The organism is Asaia lannensis NBRC 102526, assembly GCF_024054035.1.
GTDB lineage: Bacteria > Pseudomonadota > Alphaproteobacteria > Acetobacterales > Acetobacteraceae > Asaia > Asaia lannensis.
Genome location: NZ_JAMXQU010000002.1, coordinates 63764 through 80198, shown reverse-complemented (window position 1 = coordinate 80198; position 16435 = coordinate 63764). Strand labels below are relative to the sequence as shown.

Genomic DNA, 16435 nt, shown 5'->3' with positions numbered 1-16435 from the left:
ATATTAGTGTCTCAAGAGGATCACGGTGGCAGACGAGTTTTTCAGTCAGGCCCAGGCGGAAATGCGCGCAGCTGAAATGCGCGCGACCGCCCGGCGTTTCGGAGGTGTTGCGGTCGGTATTGCACTTGTTGCGCTGATCGGTGTGGGTGGCTGGCAATGGCAGGTTCACCGCCATCACCAGGCCCAGGCGGAAGCGTCGGGACGGTATTATACCGCCATGGAAGCGCTTCAGGCTCCGCAGCCCGATGCGGCTGCACGTGCACAATCCGAAAAGGCGAACGAGGCCATTCTGGCGGACCTCGCCAAGGATGCACTTGGTGCGACGCGTGGCTTTGCCGCCATCAGGCTGGCCCAGCTCCGGGCGCAGTCAGGCGATCTCGATGGCGCACGCAAGGCCTGGCAGGGAGTGGTTGACGACAAGGACGAGAATCCCTCGCTACAGGCGCTGGCCAGACTGATGCTTCTGAACAGCCATATCGACGACCGCGATCCGACTGAAACCCGCAAGGGGTTCGAGCTGCTTGCGGCCAATGCCGGTCCGTGGCGCGCCTTCGCTCAGGAAGGACTGGCTGCGCTCGACCTCCGGCCCGATGCGACACCCAAGCAGCATGACGAGGCGCGCAGCCTTCTTATGGGGCTGGCCCAGTCGCCCGATGCGCCGGATGGCGTCAGGCAGCGTGCGTCCATTCTTCTACAAACATTCGGGGGAGCCGGCTGATGCTTACCAAAAACAGGAACACCTTGCGTCAGCCCGGCCGACGCTTCTTTCTCGGCTCGACACTCGCCTCCACGGCCATGCTGACAGGCTGCGGCATCTTCAAGGATGATCCCAAGCCCATTCTGGCAGGCAAGCGCTACGATGTGCTGTCTACAGGTGCAGGGCTCGTGGTCGATGCGGAAGACCATACGCCGATCAATCTGCCTGCGCCGCAAGCCATTTCCACATGGCCGCTTGTCGGTCGCGTGCCCGACCATATCGCCCTCAACACGAACTGGGCCGGTCCAACCCTCGCATGGTCCCGTTCCATCGGTCATGGCATCTCGGAGCCGGCTTTCCTGCATTTCGTGGCGCTCGGCCCCAATGGGCGCGGTGCCATTCAGTCTCCGCCGGTGATCGATGCCGGGCGTATCTACACACGCGATGGCGCAGGCACCGTCAAGGCCTGGACCTGGCCTGCCATGAACCCGCTCTGGACGTTCATTCCCAAAGGCAGAAAGTCGCGTTCGAGCGATATCGGTGGTGGCATGGGGCTGTCGGGCGACACGCTCTATATCGTTGATGGTGTCGGTCAGGTCGTGGCCGTCGGAGCCGAGACGGGCAAGGTCAAATGGCGGGCCGAGACGGTTGTGCCGGGCCGTTCGGCGCCGACAATCGTCGATGGTCGTGTGTTCTTCGGGACCATCGACGAGCGTCTTTTCGCGCTGAACGCCGAGACCGGCGAGCAGATCTGGACCTATCAGGCGACCGAGGCCGATACGGTCATGTTCGGTCAGTCCGCCCCTGCGGTGTCCAACGGTGTGGTCGTGGCCGGTTTCGGCAGCGGCGATCTCGTGGCGCTGCGTGCGGAATCGGGCGAACTGGTCTGGAGCGACAGTCTTGGCGGCTCGAACGGACGCGGTGCGATGCTCGATCTGGCCTGCGTGCGCGGTGCACCGGTCATCAAGGACGGTACGGCCTACGCCATTTCGCTGTCCAAGGTGCTGGTTGCGATCGACATGCGCTCGGGCCGTCGTCTGTGGGAACGTGAGGCGAGCGGACAGAATACGCCGCTGATCGTGGGCGACTGGCTCTATATCGTCTCTTCCGATCAGCAGCTTGCCTGCGTCGATCGTCTGTCCGGCCATGTGCGCTGGATTCATGATCTGCGTCGTTTCAAGGACGAGGCGAAGCAGAAAAACGCCATCACCTGGTTCGGACCGGTGATGGCCGACGGCAAACTTGTTTGCGTGTCTTCTTTCGAAGAGACAGGTATGCAGGTCGTCGATGCTGTGACGGGCAAGGCCGATACGGCACTCAAGACGAAAACCCCGACTCTGGTCGAACCCATCATCTGTGACGGCAAGGTTCTTGTGCTGTCCACGGATGGCAATCTCAATGCATATGGTTAATCCGTGACTGACACTTCTTCTCTTCCGCTCGTTGTTATCGCCGGGCGACCCAATGTCGGTAAATCGACTCTCTTCAACCGACTTGTAGGGCGGCGTCAGGCCATCGTGTCTGACATGCCGGGCGTGACACGCGATCGCAAGGAAGGAGAAGCCCTGCTACGCGGGCGCAAGGTGCGCCTGATCGATACGGCAGGGCTTGAAGAGGCCGCACCCGATACGCTGTTCGGTCGTATGCGTGCTTCTTCCGAATCTGCTGTGGCGCAGGCCGATCTGGTCCTGTTCTGCATCGATGCCCGTGCCGGTGTGACACCTGCCGACAAGCATTTCGCCGCCTGGCTGCGCAAGCAGAACAAGAAGGTGCTGCTGCTGGCCAACAAGGCAGAAGGGTCTTCGGCTTCTAATGAAGTGCTCGAAGCCTATTCGCTGGGTCTGGGCACGCCGCTTGCCCTGTCCGCCGAGCATGGCGAGGGCATTGCCCATCTCATGGGTGAAATTGCCGACCGTCTGCCGGAAGGCGAGCGCGTGCGCGAAAAGCCGAGATCCCGTGCCAAGCCGCTCGATGAGGATGGCGAGGAAATCGAAGAGCGTCCCGCCGGACCGCTGCGTCTTGCCATTGTCGGTCGGCCGAATGCAGGCAAGTCGACGCTCCTGAACTGTCTGCTCGGTGAAGAGCGTATGATCACGGGTCCTGAGCCTGGACTGACGCGCGATTCCATTTCCGTCTCGCTTCATGACGATGTCGGCCCGATCCAGCTTGTCGATACGGCCGGATTGCGTCGCAAGGCGCGTATCGAGAAAGATCTGGAACGCATGTCCGTTTCGGCGTCCATCGAGGCGCTGAAAATGGCCGAGGTGGTGGTCCTTACGCTCGATGCAACACTCGGTGTGCATGAGCAGGACCTGCAGATTGCCCGACTGATCGAGCGCGAAGGACGCGCCTGCGTTCTGGCCCTGAACAAATGGGATGCCGTCGAAGACCGCGCCGCCACGCGTCAGGCCATTGCGGATCGCATCGAGACATCGCTCGCCCAGATGCGCGGTATTCCGGTTGTGACGTTCTCCGCCCTGACCGGTGCCGGGGTAAACAAGCTTCTCCCCGCCGTGCGTCGTGCTCATGAAGTCTGGAACAGCCGCGTGACGACAGGTGAGCTCAATCGCTGGTTCGAAGCGGCTCTCGAGCGTCACCAGCCGCCTCTGGTCGATGGTCGACGCCTCAAGTTGCGTTACATGACGCAGGCCAAGTCGCGGCCCCCGACCTTCATCCTGTTCGGCACGCGCGCCGAACTGCTGCCGGATGCGTACAAACGCTATCTGGTGAACGGGCTGCGTGAAACCTTCCATCTGCCCGGCACCCCGATCCGCCTGCAGCTGCGTGGCACCAAGAATCCTTATGCGGAGAACAAGTCGTGAGCCAGACCGCTCTTGTGCTGATCGAATATCAGAACGATTTCGTCACGGAGGGCGGTGCGCTGCATGACGGCGTGAAGGCCGAGATTGCCCGGACCGGCATGATCGACCGCACGATCGCTCTGGTCAGGGAGGCGCGTGCGAAAGGTGTGAAGATCGTCTGGGTGCCTATTGCGTTCGCCAAAGGATATCCGGAACTCCCTGCCGAGCCGTACGGTATTCTCGCCGGGGTGAAGGCCACGAACGCTTTTATCGAAGGAGAGTGGGGCGCGCAGATTATCGATGCGCTTGCACCCGCACCGGAAGATCTGATCGTTTCCGGCAAGCGTGGTCTGTGCAGCTTTGCCAGCACCAATCTGGATTTCATTCTCCGCCATAACGGCATCACCCGTGTCGCCCTGGGGGGATTTCTGACGGATTGCTGCGTGGAATCCACCATGCGTACCGCCTACGAGCTTGGCTACGATGTGGTGACTCTGACGGATTGTACGGCGACTCTCTCCAAAGAGCAGCATGAAGCCGCAATCGCCTATACCTATCCCATGTTCTCGCGCCCGATGACTGCATCGGCCTTTCTCGACACAGTCGGGAACTGACAAAGGCGGACTGCCGACCTGCGGTATGACGAGGCGGGGTAATCCCGCCTCGTGTCGTATCAGACGAACATCGATGCCACGAGGCAGAAACCGAGCCCCAGAAAGGCGATGAGGGTTTCGATCGTGCACCATGTCTTGATGGTCTGCGGGACCGTCAGACCCAGATACTCCTTGATCTGCCAGAACCCTGCATCGTTCATCGGGCCGAAAGCCACCGATCCGGCGCCGGTGACAAGCACCATGAGTTCGGGCGAGACACCGTGGCTCTTGAGCAGGATCGGCCCTGCTATGCTCGATGCCGTGCTCATGGCGACAGTTGCCGACCCACAGGCCACGCGAACGATCACGGCCAGAAGCCAGCCAAGCACCAGTATGGGAACATGGAAGTTGAGCGCTGTATCGGTGATGACCTTGGACACGCCGCTATCGACCAGTTCACGCCCGAAACCGCCGCCAGCCCCCACCAGCAGCATGATGAGGGCAGTCGGGCCCAGACACTCATTGGTAAAGCGCAGGATCGTCTCGCGCGAGAAACCCCGTGCCAGACCCAGCACATAGAAAGAAAGAATGACGGCGAGCACGAGCGCGATATCGGTATTGCCCACGAAGTGCAGTGCGGTGTTCAGCCCGGTGCCCGGTGTGGAAACGCGATCGGCTATCGAGGCGATCAGCATGAGCACGACAGGGGAGAGAATGGTGAAGACCGTGATCCCGAAGCCCGGCATGTTCTTGGGTGGCTCACGGTTCACGAATTGCTCGGCCAGCGGGTTCGCCTCGGTCAGAGGCACACGCGGTGCGATGAAGCGTGCAAAAAGCGGCCCGGCGATAATCGCAATCGGCGTGCCGATCAGAATGCCGAGAAAGATCGTATGGCCGGTATTGGCATGATAGGCCGAGAGCGCCAGCAGTGTCGCCGGATGAGGCGGGATCATGGCGTGTGTGACCGACAGCGCAGCGCCCATGGGCAGGGCCACGCGTAAAAGCGGCGTGTCGGTGCGTGCGGCGAGAACGAAGGCAAGCGGGATAAGCAGGACGAAGCCGACCTCGAAAAACACCGGCAGACCGATCAGCAGGCCGATGATCATCATGGCCCAGTCGACGCGCGACCGTCCGGCCCTGTTCGAGATGGTCAGCGCGATTCTGTCCGCACCGCCCGATTCAGCCAGCATCTTGCCGAGCATGGTGCCCAGCGCGATGACGGTGCCGACATGGCCGAGCACATGGCCCGCGCCTTCTTCGAAGGATTTCACGACCTTGTCCGCAGGCATGCCAGCGGCCAGAGCCAGAGCCAGCGATGTCGTGAACAGGACGATGAACGGGTTGAGCCTGAGAAAGGCGATGAGAACGACGATCGCGACGATCGCGGCGGTGGCGAGTGAGATGGCGAAGAGCGCAGACATGACGCGATCTCGGGACTGGCAGGGGGTTCTGTCAACGCTGCGGATACGTTCTGCATGTTCACATATTGGGCAGAAATCTTACAGACCGCGCCACGCCTGATCTTTCCTGAGGTTAATTCTGGATCGATCCAAAGGCGCAAAACGCACTGCCGCGAGTCGCAAATCGGGCAAGGCATGGCGCGGCCCTGACAGACGCATTATGCACGAGGTCCTACAGATGCCGGTTTTACCGACTCGCACACTGCCATAGGAGCTTTCCGTGCTGATCCGTACCGATGAAGATATCGATATCGACACCCCGACAGGGAAGATGCGCGTGCACCTGTTCCGCCCGACGCGCCCCGGGCGGTTTCCGGCTATTCTGCTGTTTTCGGAAATCTACCAGGTTACGGCGCCGATCGAACGCCTTGCATCGATGATTGCAGGGCAGGGCTATCTCGTCGCCGTGCCTGAAGTCTATCACGAGTACGAAGCGCCCGGTTGCGTTCTGGCCTATGACAAGCCGGGGACGGATCGTGGAAACGAACTCAAATATACCAAGCCGATCGGACAGTTCGACAGCGACAACGAGGCGCTGATGAACTGGCTGAGCGTGCATGAGGCCTGTAGCGGTCGTTTCGGCGCCTTCGGTGTCTGTCTTGGTGGCCATCTTGCGTTTCGTGCGGCGCTGCATCCGTCCATCGAGGCCACGGCCTGTTTCTATGCGACCGATCTTCACACCGGAACACTTGGCGGAGAACGCGAGGACAAGACGCTTGCACGCGCAGGCGAAATCAGCGGTGAACTCATGATGGTCTGGGGGCGCCACGACCCGCATGTGCCTTATGAGGGACGACGCCAGATACGTGATGCGCTTGAGGAAGCCTCGGTGGCGCTCGAATGGCATGAGGTCGATGGCCAGCATGCCTTCCTGCGCGATGGCGCGCCGCGTTTCGATGCGGCTCTTTTCCTGCAGGGGATGCTCTGGACCAACGCGCTCTTCCAGCGTGTTTTCATCGCCCAGCCCTGAAATGAGCAACGCACCGACAGGAGATGGATTATACGGTGCCGAACGTGTCAGGGCGATGCTTGCCGTCGCTCTGGCCGTGCTTCTGTCGGTGCTCGATTACGCCGTTGCCAATGTGGCGCTCCCCAGTATCGCGCATGATCTGCATATTGCGTCTTCGCAATCGATCTGGGTGATCAATGCCTATCAGCTCGCCTCGCTCTCGATGCTTTTGCCCCTCGCATCCATCGGGGCGCGTATCGGCTTTGCGCGCATGTGCCGTCTGGGAATAGCGATATTTCTTGTGGCCTCTGTATTATGCGCCATGTCGCATACCCTGCTCGAACTGGCGCTATCGCGCGCCCTTCAGGGTGTCGGTGGCGCGAGCATCATGAGCGTCGCCATCGCCCTGATCCGCTTTATCTATCCCAAGGAGGCGCTGGGCAAAGGGCTGTCGCTGAACGGGCTGATCATCGGCACGGGCGTCGCACTGGGGCCGACCGTCGGATCGCTCGTCATGTCTGTGGCCCCATGGCCGTGGATTTTCTGGATCAATGTGCCGCTTGGTCTTGCTGCACTCGGTCTGGCCAGCGTTGCGCTGCCGGTTACGCCGAAATCGGAAAAACCGGTCGATCTGCCGGCTGTCGTGCTGACGATCGCGGCGTTCACCCTGACAGTGATCGGCGTAGACGACGCCGTGCATGGCGGTCTGCTGAGCGCTCTGGCGCTTTCGGGGCTGGGGGTCGCCTGCTGGATGGCGCTTCTGCATTATCAGCGCGGTCGCAGCGAGCCCGTCGTGCCTGTGGATCTGCTTGGAATACCGACCTTTCTTATCGCGTTCATCGTCGGGCTGATCGGCTTTGTGGCATCGAATTTCTTTATCATCGCCATGCCGTTCACGCTTGAGACCGTATTTCACCGGCCTGCAACGGTGACCGGATTTCTCATCACGCCATGGGCTGTCGGTGTGGCCGGAATGTCGTTCCTGATCGGTCGGTGGACCGATCGCGTGCCGGCGGTGCTGCTCTCCAGTATCGGGCTCGCGATTACGGGGTGCGGCTTCGCGCTTTTGTGGTCCCTGCCGCCCGACGCCTCGAGCCTCAATATTATCTGGCGTACCTGGCTGGCCGGGTCGGGTTTCGGCATGTTCCAGCCGCCCAATAACAGGGTCATGATGCTTGCAGCCCCACGCGGCCGCGAGGGGAGTGCGAGCGGGCTCGTTTCCGTGGCCCGTCTGGGTGGCCAGACACTGGGCGCGTTGCTGGTTGCGAGCGTGTTCCGTTTCAGCACCCATGCCTCCACGCTCTGTCTGTTCTGCGCCATGCTGATTGCGTGGCTGGGGGCCGCTCTGAGCCTCGCACGAGGTCTCAAGAGGAAAAAGGCCGAGATATCCCCGGTTTGAGTATAGGTCCGGTTATCGCTGTTTCGTGCCCGATCCGGGCGCACCGATAGCCGATTGAGTGATGTCTATATTCCCCGTATCGGTGGAAATATCAGGCGTCAGGCAGGATACGGCAGAGGCGCGTTTCGCGTGCTGTCTTGCCCTCCAGCTCCATTGTGGTGGGCAGAACCGATAGAGTGAGTATTTCCACGCCCTCCCTGGGGGCGTAGGGGCGTCCGGGATCGGCCATCCAGACTTCCATCGTCCTTGCACAATCGCGAAGCCAGGGAACGATCCTGTCTGCCATCTGCTGGTTGTAACAGACATCGCCGCATAACAGCAGATCGATCCCTTCCGGCACGCGTCCAACGAGATCGCCTGCGCGCGGTATGACCGTGAGACCGTTCAGCAAGGCGTTGAGGCAGGCAGCCTCAAGAGCAAGGGGATCGATATCGTTGACGAATACTTCATCGGCCCCGGCATGGGCGCAGGCAATGCCGGCCAGTCCGCCGCCACAGGCGAAATCCAGTACTTTCCTGCCTGACACGCTCTGGGGATGATCGAGGATCCATCGGGCGAGAAGCTGACTGCCCGGCCATGCGAAGGCCCAGAAGGGCGGCTCGATATTCATCTCGGCAAGATGCGTTTCGGTCGCCTGCCAGATGGGTGTGATCTCACTTGCGAGGTGAAGGCGCAATTCCGGCACCAGTGGTGCGGTTTCGACGATCGTCTGCCCGGTGATGAATGCTGCCGGGTTCTTCACTGGAAGAGACGCCCGCAGATCAGAGCAAGAGCGAGGAGCATGCCGAAAGGAACGTTCTGACGAAACAGCTTCAGGCAGAGGGCCGGGTTATGAATATCGATCTGGCCGATCTGGCGCAGGAGCAGCACAAACGCCAGTGCGGCGATGGGCCATGCGCTCCAGTGCAGCCCTGCAAGCGCCATGGCAGCGGTAATACATATAATCGCTGCGCCATAGCATGAGGCAATGAACGGACGGGCCCGGCTGGCCCACAGGCGTGAGGTGGAACGCACACCGATACGCGCATCGTCATCCATGTCCTGAAAGCCGTAGATCGTATCGAAGCCAAGCTGCCACAGAATGGTACCCGCGTAGAGAAGCGCACATACGCCATCGAGCCTGCCAGCACTTGCCGCATAGCCCATGGGAGCGCCAAAACCGAAGGTAAATCCCATGACCAGTTGAGGCCACCATGTGACTCTCTTGGCCGCAGGATAAAGCCCGACGAGAAGGAGTGCGACCGGGGCGAGAGCCCAGCAGATCGGAGGAAGCTGAAAGAGAACGAACGCACCGATGGCCAGAAGCAGGGCAAGAGCGATTAGCGCCTGTCGTACCGAAAGGGCGCCGCTGGCGAGCGGACGACCGGCCGTTCTGGCAACCTGTGCATCGATCTTGCGATCCCAGATATCGTTGACCACACAGCCCGCCGAACGCATGGCCAGAGAGCCGAGTGCGAAAAGCACGATGAGCACAGCCTGTCGCGCGGGCGTCGCGCCTTGGGCCAGTTCGATTCCCCATATGCCTGGCAGCAGGAGCAGCCATGTACCGACCGGACGGTCGAGACGGGCGAGCAGCACGTAGGGACGCAGGCTATCCGGCAGGCGTGCGACCCAGCCATGCGCGCGTATATCGGTATGGGGCACGCTCTGGCGCGTCATCTGGCTCTCCATGTCGTCATCCCGGTTCATTGCGTCTATGAACGACGAACGTCAATCGCGCATCGAGAGGGGACCCCATGCAGGACGCGCCACGGCTCTATCTGGAAGGACTGCTACCGGGCATGGGAGCAGGCGAGACGATTAGCCTGGACCCCGGGCACATGCGTTATCTGGCCAGTGTGCTTCGTCTGGCCGATGGGGATACGCTCCACGTCTTCGGCGATGGCACAGGAGAATGGGCTGCCCGTCTCGAGATGGAGCGCAAGGATCGCGGGCGTGCCGTGCTGACAGCGTCGATCCGTCCAGCCGTACCCGTTCACGGGCCCGTTCTGTTGTTCGCGCCGCTTAAACGCGATGCGACGGATCTCGTGCTGCGCATGGGGACCGAGATGGGTGTTACCCGATTCTGTCCGGTTATCACGGAGCGCACAAACACGCACAGGATCAATGCGGAACGGTTCAGGGCCATTGCGATCGAGGCGGCCGAGCAATGCGAAAGGCTTGATATCCCGCAGATCGATCCCCTGCGACCGATGGCACAGCTGATGCAGGAATGGCCGGTCGATTGTCCGGTTTTCGCGGCGCTGGAACGACAGGATAGCGAGAACGTTGAACCTGTTCCGGCAGACTATGCCCTGCTTATCGGACCTGAAGGTGGATTCTCTGGAAATGAGCGTCGCTTTCTGGACCAGCATGGCGCCGTTCGTTCCGTGTCGCTTGGGCCGTTGATCCTGAGAGCCGATACTGCGGTGGTTGCCGGACTTGCCCATTTGGCGTTTCGCGCTGCACAGTCCATATAGAGAGAAACTCAACAGTTTCTTTTTCCAGAAATCCCTCCGAGGCTCCAGTACCGCCCATGTCTAATCCCGGTGACCTGAACGATACGCCCATAGAGAGCAAGGCCCAGCTCGTCGCGATTCTCGCTGACGGTGCAAAGCCGCAAACTGCCTGGCGCATTGGTACGGAACATGAAAAATTCGGCTTCGTTCTGCCCGGTGATCGATCCGGTCGCGAAGCCTATTCACCACCCGCCTACAAGCCTGAAGGAATTGAAGCTCTTCTTGAGGCACTGAAAGGCGATGGATCGTCCTGGCAGGCGATTGAAGACAAGGAGCAGCTGATCGGGCTGAAGGGGCAGGGTGCGCACAAGGGCGAATCCATATCGCTCGAACCTGCCGGTCAGTTCGAGCTGTCGGGCAAACCGGTTGCCACGCTTCATGAAACAAGATCCGAGATGGCGGCCCATTTCGAAGCCCTGCGCGAGCCTGCAAAAGCGCTCGGTCTCGGGTTCGCTCCCTTGGGCTTCCAGCCGTTGTGGCCGCGTGACGCCATGCCGATCATGCCCAAGAGCCGCTATGCGATCATGCGTCGTTATATGCCGCTCGTAGGGAGCATGGGACTGGATATGATGACACGTACCTGCACGGTACAGGTCAATCTGGATTTCGGGTCCGAGGAAGATATGGCGCGCAAGATGCGTGTCTCTCTCGCACTCCAGCCGCTCGCCACGGCGCTCTTTGCCAATTCGCCCTTCTACGAGGGCAAGCCGAACGGATTTCTGTCGAACAGGGCGAATGTCTGGACCGACACCGACAATGCGCGCTCTGGCATGCCGGCCTGCTGTTTCGAAGACGATTTCGGCTTCGAGAGCTATGTCGACTGGGTGCTCGATGTGCCGATGTATTTCATCATGCGCGATGGGCAGATTCATGATGTGGCCGGTGCCTCATTCCGGGACTGGCTTGAAGGCAGGCCTCAGCCCCAGCTTGCAGGGTTCACCCCCACGCTGGGCGATTTCGAAGATCATCTCACGACGGTCTTCCCGGATGTGAGACTGAAGCAGTTTCTTGAAATGCGCGGGGCCGATGCCGGAAGCCCCGAAATGATGTTGGCGCAATCGGCCCTCTGGGTTGGCCTGCTTTACGATCCGGCAACCCTTGTGGAGGCCGAAAAGCTGGTCAAGGAGCAAACGTGGTCGGTTTATGAGGCACTGCGTGCAGAAGTGCCGGGCAAGGCGATGGACGCTGCGTTCCCCGGTGGGCTGCGCAATCTTGCCAAACGTGTCGTTTCGTTGGCAGAGCAGGGATTGCGCGCGCGTGGTCTGGGTGAGGAAATCTATCTCGCCCCTCTGATGAAAATTGCCGATGGCGGACAGACACAGGCAGAGTACTGGCTCGACCGGTACCACGGTCCCTGGAAGGGCGATGTAAGGTTCATTTTCGATGAAGCGGCAGTCTGATAATTCCCCGATGATCAAACCTGTTTCCTGCCTTTTTGCAGCCCTGACGGGGCTGGCATTTCTCCCTGTGCCAGCACTGGCCCAGAACCAGATACAGACCCAGACAGGAGCTGCTGCCTTGTCCCCCGCCGATGCGGGCTGGGTCGCCCGCGTTCAGGACGCACTGAATGCGACGCACACGATCAAGGCGCGCTTCCAGCAGATTGCTCCGGATGGCGCCCGTTCGACAGGGCAGGCATGGCTGGACCGACCTGGTCGCATGCGTTTCGATTATGACAAGCCGAGCCCTCTGCTTCTGATCGCCAATCAGGGGCAGATCGTTTATCAGGACCGCGAGCTTGGGCAGGTCACCACGCTCCCGCTTGATCGTACACCGCTGGGGCTTCTTCTGCGTCCCGATCTGCGCTTGGCCGGCGATGTCACCGTTACCGGGTTCCAGCATGAACGCGGGCTGGTTCAGGTAACGCTGGTGCGCACGGCGACACCGTCCGAGGGAAGCCTGACGCTTATCTTCAATGATTCGCCGCTTGCGCTGCGCTCATGGGTCGTGAAGGACGCCCAGGGGCGCGAAACGCAGATCGATCTGTTCAATATCGTCGCCAATCCCAGCTTGCCGGATACATTGTTCGCGCTACCCAAAGAGCAGGACTGACACCTCGCAGCGCGAATGGTCGCGCTGGTGCATGAGCGGTTGGACGCATGAGAGACAAGCCTGTGGCGTCCGACCGGTGGGCGGTTGCGGCTCAGTCCTTCTGTTTCCCCAGCTCCAGGGCACGGGCGTAGACCACGCGTTTGGGCAGGTTGACGGCCCCTGCTACCAGAGCTGCCGCATCCTTCACCGAGTGGGTTTCGAGAGCTGTGCGCAGGCGTGTGTCGAGATCTTCCTCGCCCAGCGCAGGCTCGTCGCCCGGTGGTCCGACGAGGATCGTGATCTCGCCGCGTGGCGCCGTTGCGAGAAAATGGCTTTGCAACTCGGCCAGGGTGCCGCGTCGGATTTCTTCGAATTTCTTTGTCAGCTCGCGTGCGACCGCTCCCTGCCGGTCGGGGCCGAATACGGCAATCAGATCCTCGATCATGTCGAGCAGACGATGGGGCGCCTCGTACCAGATCAGGGTAGCAGACAGGCCAGCCTGTTCTGCAGCGCGTAAGACGGCAAACTGTCCTTTGCGGGCGCTCGAACGCGGAGCGGCAAAACCGCTGAATAGTGAAGGATGAGGCGGCAGGCCCGAAAGGGTCAGGGCAAGTGTTGCAGCATTGGCGCCCGGCACCGCGTCCACGCGCAGATCCTGGGCCAGCGCTGCGCGTACAAGGCGAAAGCCGGGATCGGATACGAGCGGTGTTCCAGCGTCCGAGACGAGAACCATCCGTGCGCCGGAGCGTAATCTTTCCAGCAACCCGAGAATGCGGTCTTCCTCGTTATGGTCGTGAAGAATTTGTGTCGGTGTGGAAACATTATAGGCTTTGAGCAGTTTGGCTGTTACCCGGGTATCCTCGCACAGGATCACATCGGCAGCCTTGAGTGCGGCAAGGGCGCGTATGCTTATATCGCCCAGATTGCCGATCGGCGTTGCCACGAGGGTCAGGCTTCCCGGGGGAAGGGTCGCAGTATTCCCGGAAGTATCATAAGCATGCTGCGGATCCTCATGGATCGAATCGTCAACAGGAGTATGGGTGTAAGATGTTAGGTCGGACATTCGGTCCCCGTCAGCGCGTGGTTTCCTTCACATCGCTCAGGTCGGCCACTGCATGCAAGGTTTCCGCTCTGGCCGGTGTCGCGCTTCTTGCACTCAATGCCTGTAGCGGCCCGGGAACCGCACCTCCTGTTGGCGCCGTGGGCCCGCAGCCCGATGCCGGCATCAAAAAGATTGGCATGTTGTTGCCGCTCTCGGGGCGTTTCGGCAAGCTCGGTCAGCAGATGGCCAATGCGGCCCATATTGCTGTGCCTGACGGACATGGTGTCACACTCGATATCCGCGATACGGATGCGCCCGGCCAGACGGCGGCAACAACGGCGCGCGCAGCAATCGATCAGGGCGACAGGGTAATTCTCGGGCCGCTTACCGCTTCTCAGACGGCCTCTGTCGCGACACTGGCGCAACCGGCAGGCGTTCCCGAATTTGCCTATACCAGCGATCAGGCACAGGCTCATCCGGGCGTCTGGGTCATGGGCGTGACAGTCGAGCAGCAGGTCAATCGTCTTGTCGATGCAGCGGCCGGAGAAGGGCGCAAGAATTTTGCGGCGTTTCTGCCCGAAAGCGCGCTCGGTCATGCGCTGGGCGACGCTCTGGTGAAGGCCTGTGCCGCCAAGGGGCTCGAGTCGCCACAGATCGTGTTCCACACGGGAGCAGCCGATTCCATCGTTTCTGGCCTGAAAACGCTTGCGAATATCCAGAGCCGTCAGGATCAGGTTGCGCAACAGGCGCAGGCAGCCAAGCCAGCCGAACCGGACGCGATCAACCCGCTCGGCAGCGAAGCCGATACGTCTCCTGTCCAAACTGCAACAGGCCAGAACGCACCAGTGCCAAACGCAGCAGGCACGTCGACACCGGCACCGTCGGTCCCGATGCCGCCGCCGCCTTTCGACGCGCTTTTGCTCGGCGATACGGGTCTGCAGCTTGCAACCGTGATCGATGGTCTCAAACAGGCTTCGGTGGACCCGCATCAGACGCGGCTTATGGGGCCCGCGCTCTGGAGCGCATTCTCAAGCAAGCTGGCAGCTTTGCAGGGTGGATGGTTCGCTGCCCCCGATCCGGCGGCTCGCACGGATTTTGTGCAGCGCTATCGCGCACGGTACGGCTACGCGCCGTCTGTACTGGCCGATGTGGCATACGACACCGCGACAATGGCGGCCGTCCTGAGCCAGCAGCCCGATGGGTTTTCGCAGAATTCCCTGCTGCGCCCCGACGGCTTTGCCGGTGCGGATGGAACCTTTGCGCTCCGCGCGGATGGAAGCGTGGCGCGCGGGCTCGCAGTCTTCGAAATCATGCCGGGAGGCGGAGTTAAAACCGCGTTGCCTGCGCCGCGCCGTCTCTCACGCGCGACCCCCTAATCCGCTTCCCCTTAACAGGGCCGATCCGGGATCGGCCTGATCTGGTCCGGCGTTGGGGGATGTTCGTTCATCACCCATGTCGGAACGGGGGACGCAAGAGTCAGGCTGCGGCGATCGATTTCAGCGGCAGGACGGGGCGTACGGTATTGAGGGCAAGCTCGAGACTGGGATAAACGCCAAGTTCGTGGTCGCGAATATGGTCGATCAGGACCCAGCGCAGGCCGCGCGGTCTGATCATATAGGCCGGGTCTGCGTTTTCACGCACCCAGATCAGGATGTGAGCGACAGCTTCGTCACGTCCATCGGGACATTCCGTCTCGATATCCGCGTCACATAAACCCATCGCGAGCCCGGCCCGAAGCCACTGCGAGAGATACTCGCGATGGCGGGGCAGGACATTAAAGCGCAGTGGAATCACATTGCTGAGAGGTGCTGGAGTTTCGTTCTTGGGAAACGGCAGCGTCTGGGCCATACGATGCGTCCTCATTTCTGGTGCAGCACCGAGGCTAAACGGCAAAAGCGCGCAGTCTCAATGTAAAATTGCGCGCAAAGGTCCTTTCCGGTCATCAAAAACAGATAGTGTTGCACAAAAGCAATGCTTCGTTTCGCGGACGTGCAGAGGTTGAAAACGCTGTTTTGGGCGTCTATGAGGTGCAATTCAGCCTTTTTTTCTTGTATACAATTCTTTTGGCCAGCGACGATGCAGCCATAACCAGCTACCGGGGATTTCGGTGATCCACCGCTCCAGCTGATCGTTGAGCTGCTGTGTCAGGCTGCCGATTTCGATCTGCCTCGGGGCATTCTGGTCGGGTATCAGGACGGGACCCACCTCGAGATGCAGACGGGCAGGGCCAAGACGGACGATACGACCCGTTACGATCGGGCAGTCATATTTTATGGCGAAGCTCGCCGCAGCCGAGGCTGTCATGGCTGGAAGATTGAAAAAGCGGCATTCGATGCCGTCATTCATTTTCTGATCGCCCAGTATGCCAAGATGATGGCCGGTGGACAGATGGCGCAATGCTGCACGCGCGCCCTTCGCCCCTTTCGCGAACATGGGGACATCGGTCCCCATTGCGCGCAGGCGCAGCCGGGTGATCATGTTATCGATGAGCGGATTGCCGGCAGCTCTGTAAAACGAGGCAAAAGGCAGGCCGTGGCGTGCGACGATGGGGGGAAGCATCTCCCAGTTGCCGATATGGCCTGAAAAGAAGATGACCGGCTTGCCGGTTTCGCGCACTGCATCCAGCGCCTCGGCGTTGGTAATGCTCCAGCCCGGCCCGCTTGGCGTATTCTGTTCGAGGCGCGCAAGATGAGGGAACTCGGCGGCGGTGCGTCCCAGATTTTCCCAGACCTGTGCGACGGTCTCGGCGCGCTCATGCTCTTTCATGCGCGGCAGGGCCATGGAAAGATTGATATCGGCCAGTCGCGAAACAGGCAGGCGCGGCCCGATCCGTCGTGCGAGCCATCCGCCGAGGTTCGAGGCGGTTGACGGAGGAAGGCATGAGAACCCGATAAGGGCCAGCTTCGCTATGAAATACTCTGCGCGATGCGCTAGGGTGATGGCAGGTTTATCGCTCATCGGGCGG

16 protein-coding genes are annotated in these 16435 nt (G+C 60.8%); 10 read left to right on the top strand and 6 right to left on the bottom strand.

The features are described 5' to 3' along the window. Window positions 1-25: 25 nt before the first annotated feature. The 4 genes from NF685_RS02905 to NF685_RS02890 are packed head-to-tail and all read left to right on the top strand — an operon-like array spanning window position 26 to window position 4112. Window positions 26-718, top strand: a complete 693-nt coding sequence (locus NF685_RS02905; protein WP_252848529.1) for a tetratricopeptide repeat protein — start codon at window positions 26-28, stop codon at window positions 716-718. Further along, complete coding sequence (locus tag NF685_RS02900; RefSeq protein ID WP_252848528.1) at window positions 718-2109, top strand: PQQ-binding-like beta-propeller repeat protein; 1392 nt, start codon at window positions 718-720, stop codon at window positions 2107-2109. The genes NF685_RS02905 and NF685_RS02900 overlap by 1 nt, the downstream gene beginning before the upstream one ends. A 3-nt stretch (window positions 2110-2112) precedes the next feature. Further along, the gene (gene der, locus NF685_RS02895; protein ID WP_222547722.1) at window positions 2113-3519 is read left to right on the top strand and encodes a ribosome biogenesis GTPase Der; all 1407 of its coding nucleotides are present in this window, start codon (window positions 2113-2115) and stop codon (window positions 3517-3519) included. After that, complete coding sequence (locus NF685_RS02890) at window positions 3516-4112, top strand: isochorismatase family cysteine hydrolase (protein WP_222547721.1); 597 nt, start codon at window positions 3516-3518, stop codon at window positions 4110-4112. The genes der and NF685_RS02890 overlap by 4 nt, the downstream gene beginning before the upstream one ends. A gap of 59 nt (window positions 4113-4171) precedes the next feature. Here NF685_RS02890 and NF685_RS02885 read toward each other — a convergent pair whose 3' ends face one another. Beyond that, the gene (locus NF685_RS02885) at window positions 4172-5512 is read right to left on the bottom strand and encodes a GntT/GntP/DsdX family permease (protein ID WP_252848527.1); all 1341 of its coding nucleotides are present in this window, start codon (window positions 5510-5512) and stop codon (window positions 4172-4174) included. Between the two features lie 259 nt (window positions 5513-5771). Between NF685_RS02885 and NF685_RS02880 the strand changes: the two genes are divergently transcribed. Both NF685_RS02880 and NF685_RS02875 read left to right on the top strand, forming a co-directional pair. Beyond that, window positions 5772-6521 (top strand): dienelactone hydrolase family protein, encoded by a 750-nt coding sequence (locus tag NF685_RS02880; RefSeq protein WP_222547719.1) that lies wholly within the window; start codon window positions 5772-5774, stop codon window positions 6519-6521. A 1-nt stretch (window position 6522) separates the two neighbouring features. Next, window positions 6523-7899 carry an MFS transporter gene (locus tag NF685_RS02875; protein ID WP_252848526.1) on the top strand — a complete coding sequence of 459 codons (1377 nt, stop codon included), beginning with the start codon at window positions 6523-6525 and terminating at the stop codon, window positions 7897-7899. A gap of 91 nt (window positions 7900-7990) precedes the next feature. On the opposite strand, the gene NF685_RS02870 is transcribed toward NF685_RS02875, so the two are convergent. After that, window positions 7991-8641, bottom strand: coding sequence for a class I SAM-dependent methyltransferase (locus tag NF685_RS02870; protein WP_252848525.1), 651 nt, complete (start codon window positions 8639-8641; stop codon window positions 7991-7993). Next, on the bottom strand, window positions 8638-9558 hold the full coding sequence (gene ubiA / locus NF685_RS02865) for a 4-hydroxybenzoate octaprenyltransferase (protein ID WP_252848524.1): 921 nt from the start codon (window positions 9556-9558) through the stop codon (window positions 8638-8640). The genes NF685_RS02870 and ubiA overlap by 4 nt, the downstream gene beginning before the upstream one ends. Before the next feature lie 77 nt (window positions 9559-9635). Between ubiA and NF685_RS02860 the strand changes: the two genes are divergently transcribed. Genes NF685_RS02860 through NF685_RS02850 form a run of 3 tightly spaced genes read left to right on the top strand, consistent with a single transcriptional unit; the run spans window position 9636 to window position 12449 of the window. Further along, complete coding sequence (locus NF685_RS02860; RefSeq protein WP_252848523.1) at window positions 9636-10358, top strand: 16S rRNA (uracil(1498)-N(3))-methyltransferase; 723 nt, start codon at window positions 9636-9638, stop codon at window positions 10356-10358. A gap of 56 nt (window positions 10359-10414) precedes the next feature. Next, window positions 10415-11797, top strand: coding sequence for a glutamate--cysteine ligase (locus tag NF685_RS02855; protein ID WP_252848522.1), 1383 nt, complete (start codon window positions 10415-10417; stop codon window positions 11795-11797). Further along, window positions 11781-12449, top strand: a complete 669-nt coding sequence (locus NF685_RS02850) for a LolA family protein (RefSeq protein WP_252848521.1) — start codon at window positions 11781-11783, stop codon at window positions 12447-12449. Before NF685_RS02855 ends, NF685_RS02850 begins: the two co-directional genes overlap by 17 nt. Before the next feature lie 91 nt (window positions 12450-12540). Here the strand turns inward: NF685_RS02850 and rsmI are convergent, their stop codons facing one another. Then, window positions 12541-13491, bottom strand: coding sequence for a 16S rRNA (cytidine(1402)-2'-O)-methyltransferase (rsmI, locus tag NF685_RS02845; protein WP_252848520.1), 951 nt, complete (start codon window positions 13489-13491; stop codon window positions 12541-12543). On the opposite strand from rsmI, the gene NF685_RS02840 reads away from it, so the two are divergent. Next, window positions 13476-14846 carry a penicillin-binding protein activator gene (locus NF685_RS02840; RefSeq protein ID WP_252848519.1) on the top strand — a complete coding sequence of 457 codons (1371 nt, stop codon included), beginning with the start codon at window positions 13476-13478 and terminating at the stop codon, window positions 14844-14846. The genes rsmI and NF685_RS02840 overlap by 16 nt on opposite strands. 100 nt (window positions 14847-14946) lie before the next feature. Here NF685_RS02840 and NF685_RS02835 read toward each other — a convergent pair whose 3' ends face one another. After that, on the bottom strand, window positions 14947-15318 hold the full coding sequence (locus NF685_RS02835) for a hypothetical protein (protein ID WP_252848518.1): 372 nt from the start codon (window positions 15316-15318) through the stop codon (window positions 14947-14949). 186 nt (window positions 15319-15504) lie between these two features. After that, complete coding sequence (locus NF685_RS02830) at window positions 15505-16428, bottom strand: LpxL/LpxP family acyltransferase (RefSeq protein WP_252848517.1); 924 nt, start codon at window positions 16426-16428, stop codon at window positions 15505-15507. Window positions 16429-16435 lie beyond the last annotated feature (7 nt).

Excerpts from the sequence above, each read along its gene's own strand:
- NF685_RS02900 (WP_252848528.1), top strand. The coding sequence starts at position 718 with ATGCTTACCAAAAACAGGAACACCTTGCGTCAGCCCGGCCGACGCTTC.
- NF685_RS02885 (WP_252848527.1), bottom strand. The coding sequence starts at position 5,512 with ATGTCTGCGCTCTTCGCCATCTCACTCGCCACCGCCGCGATCGTCGCG.
- NF685_RS02875 (WP_252848526.1), top strand. The coding sequence starts at position 6,523 with ATGAGCAACGCACCGACAGGAGATGGATTATACGGTGCCGAACGTGTC.
- ubiA (WP_252848524.1), bottom strand. The coding sequence starts at position 9,558 with ATGACGCGCCAGAGCGTGCCCCATACCGATATACGCGCGCATGGCTGG.
- NF685_RS02860 (WP_252848523.1), top strand. The coding sequence starts at position 9,636 with ATGCAGGACGCGCCACGGCTCTATCTGGAAGGACTGCTACCGGGCATG.
- NF685_RS02855 (WP_252848522.1), top strand. The coding sequence starts at position 10,415 with ATGTCTAATCCCGGTGACCTGAACGATACGCCCATAGAGAGCAAGGCC.
- NF685_RS02850 (WP_252848521.1), top strand. The coding sequence starts at position 11,781 with ATGAAGCGGCAGTCTGATAATTCCCCGATGATCAAACCTGTTTCCTGC.
- NF685_RS02840 (WP_252848519.1), top strand. The coding sequence starts at position 13,476 with ATGTTAGGTCGGACATTCGGTCCCCGTCAGCGCGTGGTTTCCTTCACA.
- rsmI (WP_252848520.1), bottom strand. The coding sequence starts at position 13,491 with ATGTCCGACCTAACATCTTACACCCATACTCCTGTTGACGATTCGATC.
- NF685_RS02835 (WP_252848518.1), bottom strand. The coding sequence starts at position 15,318 with ATGGCCCAGACGCTGCCGTTTCCCAAGAACGAAACTCCAGCACCTCTC.
- NF685_RS02830 (WP_252848517.1), bottom strand. The coding sequence starts at position 16,428 with ATGAGCGATAAACCTGCCATCACCCTAGCGCATCGCGCAGAGTATTTC.